The sequence below is a fragment of the Acinetobacter stercoris genome (genome assembly GCF_900323515.1).
Taxonomy (GTDB): Bacteria; Pseudomonadota; Gammaproteobacteria; order Pseudomonadales; family Moraxellaceae; genus Acinetobacter; species Acinetobacter stercoris.
In genome coordinates this window covers 21854-28448 of sequence record NZ_OOGT01000028.1, presented here as the reverse complement: position 1 = coordinate 28448, position 6595 = coordinate 21854, and the positions used below count along the sequence as shown (strand labels likewise).

Annotated in this window: 4 protein-coding genes and 2 pseudogenes; 2 read left to right on the top strand and 4 right to left on the bottom strand. The window is 37.8% G+C overall.

Going from position 1 to position 6595, the window contains the following annotated elements; translation table 11 throughout:
- Nucleotides 1-120 precede the first annotated feature (120 nt).
- The gene (gene gpmI, locus KPC_RS04910; protein WP_121973295.1) at nucleotides 121-1668 is read left to right on the top strand and encodes a 2,3-bisphosphoglycerate-independent phosphoglycerate mutase; all 1548 of its coding nucleotides are present in this window, start codon (nucleotides 121-123) and stop codon (nucleotides 1666-1668) included.
- Nucleotides 1669-1681: 13 nt separating this feature from the next.
- The gene (locus KPC_RS04905) at nucleotides 1682-2854 is read left to right on the top strand and encodes a S41 family peptidase (protein WP_121973294.1); all 1173 of its coding nucleotides are present in this window, start codon (nucleotides 1682-1684) and stop codon (nucleotides 2852-2854) included.
- Nucleotides 2855-2870: 16 nt separating this feature from the next.
- Here KPC_RS04905 and KPC_RS20880 read toward each other — a convergent pair.
- The 4 genes and pseudogenes from KPC_RS20880 to gacA form a co-directional block, all read right to left on the bottom strand.
- A pseudogene (locus KPC_RS20880) lies at nucleotides 2871-3053 on the bottom strand (helix-turn-helix domain-containing protein); the annotation flags it as partial.
- Between the two features lie 75 nt (nucleotides 3054-3128).
- Nucleotides 3129-4289: pseudogene (locus KPC_RS04900) on the bottom strand (sigma-54-dependent transcriptional regulator); the annotation flags it as partial.
- 34 nt (nucleotides 4290-4323) lie between these two features.
- Nucleotides 4324-5892 carry an ATP-binding protein gene (locus tag KPC_RS04895; protein WP_121973292.1) on the bottom strand — a complete coding sequence of 523 codons (1569 nt, stop codon included), beginning with the start codon at nucleotides 5890-5892 and terminating at the stop codon, nucleotides 4324-4326.
- Between the two features lie 17 nt (nucleotides 5893-5909).
- Nucleotides 5910-6545: a response regulator transcription factor GacA gene (gene gacA / locus KPC_RS04890; RefSeq protein ID WP_121973298.1), complete on the bottom strand. Its 636-nt coding sequence runs from the start codon at nucleotides 6543-6545 to the stop codon at nucleotides 5910-5912.
- Nucleotides 6546-6595 lie beyond the last annotated feature (50 nt).

Sequence of the window (6595 nt, the reverse complement as noted above, 5' to 3'; positions counted from 1 at the left end):
ATATTTATTTCAAAATATGATGAAATGTATAGAATCATTCCATCAACTCAACATAGTGTCTTGACTGAAATTTCGGTAAGATATAGCGATTAATTTGTAAGCAAAAAAAGAGTGTAAATTATGACGGATGCAACTGCTGGCAAAATCCCTCACGTACTTGTAATTATGGACGGTGTGGGTCATCGTGAAGCGGTCGAGGACAATGCGTTTCTTGCAGCAAAAACACCGAACTTAACGGCTATGCAACAAAAGCATCCACATGGTTTAATTTCTGGTTCTGGTGAAGATGTTGGCTTACCAGATGGACAGATGGGGAACTCTGAGGTTGGGCACATGAACCTTGGTGCGGGGCGTGTGTTGTATCAGGATTTTACCCGAATTACCAAAGATATCCGTACAGGCGCTTTTTTTGAACACAAAGTTTTGGTCGATGCTTGTGACAAGGCTAAAGCTGCGGGTGGTGCAGTGCATATTATGGGGCTGTTATCAGAAGGTGGTGTGCATTCACATCAGGATCACATTGTTGCAATGGCAGAGCTTGCATTGAAACGCGGTGTAAAAGTGTATTTGCATGCTTTCCTTGATGGACGTGATACTCCTCCACGTAGTGCGAAACCTTCTCTGGAAAAACTAGATACTTTATTTGCCCAGTATCCTGGTCAGGGTCGTATTGCAACCATGATTGGTCGTTATTATGCGATGGATCGTGACAATCGTTGGGATCGCGTAGAACAGGCTTATCGTTTGATGACAGAGGGTGAAGCTGTCCGTGTAGCTGCGACTGCTGAAGAAGGCTTGGAATTGGCTTATGCTGCTGATGAATCTGATGAATTTGTTAAAGCCACGCGTATTGGTGAAATCATCAAAGTTTCGGATGGTGATAGTCTTGTCTTTATGAATTTCCGTGCCGATCGTGCCCGTGAAATCACCAAGGCATTTGTTGAAAAGGATTTTGCAGGTTTTGAGCGTAAAGTTGTTCCGGATTTATCTAAATTTGTAATGTTGACCCGTTATCAGGCGACGATTGATGCACCTGTTGCTTATATGCCAGAAGAACTTAAAAACTCAATTGGTGAATATCTATCCAGTTTAGGTAAAACACAGCTTCGTATTGCTGAAACAGAGAAATATGCACATGTTACGTTCTTTTTTAGTGGTGGACGTGAGGATGAATATCCAGGTGAAAAACGTATTTTGATTCCTTCACCAAAAGTTGCAACTTATGACTTGCAACCAGAAATGAGTGCATATGAAGTGACAGATGAGCTTGTAAATGCGATTAATTCTGGTGAATATGACTTACTGGTTGTCAATTATGCCAACGGTGACATGGTTGGGCATACCGGGGTATTTGATGCGGCTGTTAAGGCCGTTGAAGCTGTTGATACTTGCTTGGGACGTGTCTATGATGCAGTTATGGCGAAACATGGACATATGTTGATTACGGCTGATCATGGTAATGTTGAGCAAATGCAGGATTATGTCAGTGGTCAGGTCCATACTCAACACACAACTGAACTGGTTCCATTTATCTATGTTGGACCAACAGATGCAACGATTGCTGAAGGTGGTGTGCTTGCTGACGTAGCACCTACATTATTAAACTTGATGAATCTCCCAGTTCCTGCTGAAATGAAAGGGCGTAATCTGGTTACACTAAAAGCATAAATATAGGTGAAGAATGGCTCGAAAATGGACATATGTTATTGCGATTGCTGGCATACTGAGTTTTACGAGCCATTTTGCTTGGTCAGTTGAAAATAATTCAGCTGCTCTTGATTTTGATGATCGGGAAGATCAAACAGCAGAAGTCCCAATTGAGTCTATAGAACAGTTTGTGGGTATCTATGGCATTGTTAAAGATAATTATGTCAATGAAAAGTCCGATGACACTTTATTCTTACAGGCGATCAAAGGGCTGGTTAGTGGTTTGGACCGATATTCCCGTTATTTATCATCAGAAGATTATCGTCAACTCATGCAGTATACCGAAGGTGACCTGGCGACGGTTGATTTTGATATTGTTCTTGATACACATAGTAAACAATGGCAAATCAAAAATCTGGCGAATAATTCAGATTCCAGCAAGCTAGGCTTAAAAAATGGTTTTACAATTTTTAAAATAGATAATCAGGAACTTAAAAATCTTAACTATGAACAGGCTGATGATTTATTGCATGGTTCAATCGGTTCAACAGTTCAAATTCAGTTAAATGCCAGTAGCCCTGCGATCACTCTGGTTAGAAATAAAAAAATAGAAGCTGCTGATATAGACCCTGTGATGTTACATAATGGTGTATTGGTTTTAAAAGTTAAAGTGTTTCAGCAAGATACTGCAAATGAAATTAAGCGCTTAATCGAAGAATATAACCCACAGCGGATAAAAGCCGTGTTAATTGATTTGCGTAATAATCCCGGTGGATTACTTTCTGCTGCTGTTGAAACAGCAGATTTATTTTTAGATCAGGGAACGATTGTTTCGACTAAAAGTCGTTCAGAAGGTGATCAGCAGTTTCAGGCTTTGCCAGGAAGTGAATTCCCAAATATCAAGCTCGGTATTCTGATTAATAAACGTTCTGCATCAGCTGCTGAAGTATTTACTGCTGCGATGAAAGAGCATGGTCGGGCATGGATTATGGGTGAAAAGAGTTATGGAAAGGGTGTTGTACAAAAACTTTTCCCTTTACCTAATGGTGCTGCCTTACAAATGACGGTATCCCATTATTTCACACCTAAAGGCAATATGATTGATGGTATTGGAATACAGCCAAATCAGGAATATGTATGGCCGAATGAAATGAAAGAGGATGTATATTTAAACAATGTTTCAGACATTCTACTCAAACATCGATAATTCTAGCGAAGACCTACTATTCATCATCGGTATCCAATCCGTATTTTTTTAGTCTGTAGCGTAAGGAGCGAAAGGTCATTCCGAGCTTTTTAGCTGCTATGGTACGATTCCAATGTGTCACATTTAAAGCATTCAGGATGACTTCCTTTTCAATCTCTGCTAAATATTGTTCAAGGCCTTCTTTAGGAAGCTGGGGAGAATTGACTGATTGTAGGCCTGCATTAAAGATGTAATCAGTCTGGGATTGGGTGTTTATTTCCACTCGTTGAGCTGGTCGTGGAGGAGCGGCCTGTAATTGTGATAAATCAATAAAGTTTGCATCGCTTAAAGTAATTGCCCGTTCGATAATATTACGTAGTTCACGAACATTGCCCGAATAATATTGAGATAATAAAAATTCTTGTGCAGTTTGAGTTAGGGTCTTATTAGGCATATTCCATTCAGAGCAGATTTTTTGTATGAAATGATTTGCCAGTAGTAAAATATCCTGTCCACGTTCTCGTAAGGGAGGAATAAATATATCCATGACATGGATTCGGAAGAACAGATCCTGACGAAATTTACCTTGATAAACGAGAGCCTCAAGGTCACTATGGCTAGCACTAATAATTCTAAAATCGACATCAATTTCCTTATCAGAACCCACAGGACGAATTTTTTTCTCCTGGATAGCACGAAGTAATTTAACTTGCATGGGCAAAGGTAGCTCAGCGATTTCATCCAGAAATAAACTGCCACCGTCCGCTGCTTGAATTAAACCTATTTTGTCTTGTATTGCACCAGTAAAACTGCCTTTTTTATGTCCAAAAAATTCGCTTTCCATCAATTCTTCAGGAATTGCTCCACAGTTAATCGGGACAAATGCACCGGAATGCCGATGACTTAATTGATGAACAAGATTTGCAACGACTTCTTTCCCGGTTCCGGATTCGCCTGTAATAAAGACGGGAGCTTGTGATCGTGCTATTTTCTGTATGATCTTTTTAAGCTGGAGAATTGGCTTGGATTGACCAATAAACTTCTTGAATTCAGATGAGTCCTCTGTAGATTCAAAGTGTACAGCAGGGAAGTTTAATGCTTTTTGCAGAAGTTGTTTTAAGTGTTGTTGATTGATAGGTTTACTAACAAAATCAAATGCACCTTTTTTTAGTGCCGATACTGCAATATCGGTATTTCCATAAGCAGTGAGTACCGCAATAGGTGTTCTGGGAAAGTGCTGTGTTACATAGTCCACCAATTCCAAGCCATGCCCGTCAGGTAAATTTAAATCGGTAATACATACATCATAATGCTGTAGATGTAGCATTTGCTTTGCCTGAGCCACATGATGTGCAATGTGTGTTTTTATTCCTAGTTTAGCCAAAGTCATTTGCATTAAAGTGCATAAATCCACTTCATCATCTATAAATAAAACTAATGGTTGCAAAGCGCCCATATTTCCCCAAAACTAAAAATAAAATAATAAAAATTTAAATTGTTCTGGAGCATTCGATTCTAAAACATGCCCCAATATTATCTTGTTCAACGTAAGACAGTTTTGCCTGATTCGCTTCACATAGACTTTTTGATAGATATAATCCTAAACCAGTTCCATCAATTTCGGTACTAAAAAAAGGTTTAAATAATTGAGATAATTCAAGTTTTGAAACTCCTTTCCCAAAGTCGATCACATCTATGTAAATATTTTTATCTTCTGAATATGCCAGAATCTGAATAGGTTGATTTGGATTTGAATTATGTCTTAAGGCATTTCTGATTAAATTATGAATGACTTGTAAAAATTGGGTTTCATCAAAATAAATTTCAAGATCTGTTTCGATATTGAGCTGGATTTTATCCTGATAAGCTGAAAAATCATTTTTTTTGAGTTCTTGAAAGAAATTTTTAAGGTTAATTTTTATAGGAAAAATCGCTTTATTTTTCGCCATGTTCAATGTTTCTGTAATGATTTTGTCTATACGCTCTGATTGGGTCGCAATAATGCGATGCATATGATTTTTTTCCTGTTCATCACTTTCCTGTATCAGTTCATTTGCTTGTACAATCATAGCCAGCGGATTGCGAATTTCATGGGCAATGCTGGCAGAAAGCTGTCCCAATGCGGCAAGTTTAAGCTGTTGGACCTGTTGGTTCAGTTTTTGAGAATCATGCAAAATCAACATACTTAGCTCCTGTTCAGGCAGGACAAGTTTTTGAATTTGAATATTGATATGAAACAGCGAATTTTCTGATTTGAACTGAAAACTAGATTGTTTAAGCAAAGTCACATGCTGGAATAATTCAAATAATTGAGGATGTAAGGCTTCAAAGGACTGGTATTTATTGAATTTATTATTTTCCAGTTCCAATAATGTATGGGCAGCAGGGTTGCATACAATAACTTGTAAGGTTTCGTCCAAAACCAGATATCCTGTTTCGGTTTGTTCCAGAATATAGCGATTAATATTTTGTAAAGTAGATAACTTGATTGATTGGGTAGAACTTAGGGATTCCAAAAATTGAAAACGTTTTCTTGAATACTGCCCTAGTGCGTAAACAACAAAAAATAAAAAAGCAAGAAAAATGCTATTTCCGATGTGATTGAGTTGATGATCTTCGATTAAACTGCTAACAAAATGTTGATAAATAATACTAATTATGGCGGTGAGAGTAACAAGTAAAGCCTGATTTTTTTTAAGTAAAAAGTTTGCCGCTAAAACTGTAATGACAAATAGAAGACCAATGGAAAGGTCTGGTCCTGTATTGGCATAGGTGAGTAAACTTAAATAAGTTACATCAATAAAAAATAATGCAATGAGTTGTTTGGATATGATGTGTGGGACATATCTAAATAGCAGCATCTGGATGATACCAATGGCTGCATAAATGACTAAAATATAAAAATAAAAACCACTTTGAGAATAAACGCTTCGATTTTGAAGGTAATTGATGAAAAAAATAGCAATCAGACTAAAAGCAATAATCAGTCTATAGACGGTGTACCATGTGCCTAGACGGTAAATTGTTTGTAAAGTTGATGAAAATACCGAAGGCGACATGTAAGCACCTAATTTAATTATGGTTTAATAAGTCCGTAACGGATAGCCAAATGTGTTAGTTTAACATCGCTATCGATACCTAATTTCTCAAAAATGCGGTAACGATAAGTATTGACCGTTTTTACGCTTACAAATAGTTTATCTGATATTTCTTGAGCACTTATACAGTTTACGACCATCATGGCGACCTGCATTTCTCGTTCAGAAAGTGCATCAAAAGGTGATTTTTGAGTATCTGAAAGATAAGAGCTAGCAAGTTGTTCTGCAATATCAGCACTGAAATATTTACCTCCTTGCATCACTTTATTGATTGCGCGAACCATTTCCGATATTGGTGCGCCTTTAGTGATGTACCCGCGAGCTCCTGCTTTTAATAGAAGTGAAGGGTATGGTTCTTCGGCAAGACCACTTACAGCTAAAACTTTTGTATCTGGCGCTGTCTGTAATAAACGGCGTGTTGTTTCTACTCCACCAATCCCTGGCATATTTACATCTAACAACACTACATTTGGATGGTGTTGGCGGACTAGGGCAATTGCTTCTTCACCTGACTCTGCTTGTCCAATGACTTGTAAATCTACTTGATCTTCAAGCATCCTACAAATACCTGTACGGACTAATTCATGGTCATCAACCACTAAAACTGTGATCACATCACCCTCCTGAATATTTAGAAACATAAGTTTTTTGTTACAAAAAGCAA

Coding starts and splice junctions, on each gene's coding strand:
- gpmI (WP_121973295.1), top strand. CDS start 121: ATGACGGATGCAACTGCTGGCAAAATCCCTCACGTACTTGTAATTATG.
- KPC_RS04905 (WP_121973294.1), top strand. CDS start 1,682: ATGGCTCGAAAATGGACATATGTTATTGCGATTGCTGGCATACTGAGT.
- KPC_RS04895 (WP_121973292.1), bottom strand. CDS start 5,892: ATGTCGCCTTCGGTATTTTCATCAACTTTACAAACAATTTACCGTCTA.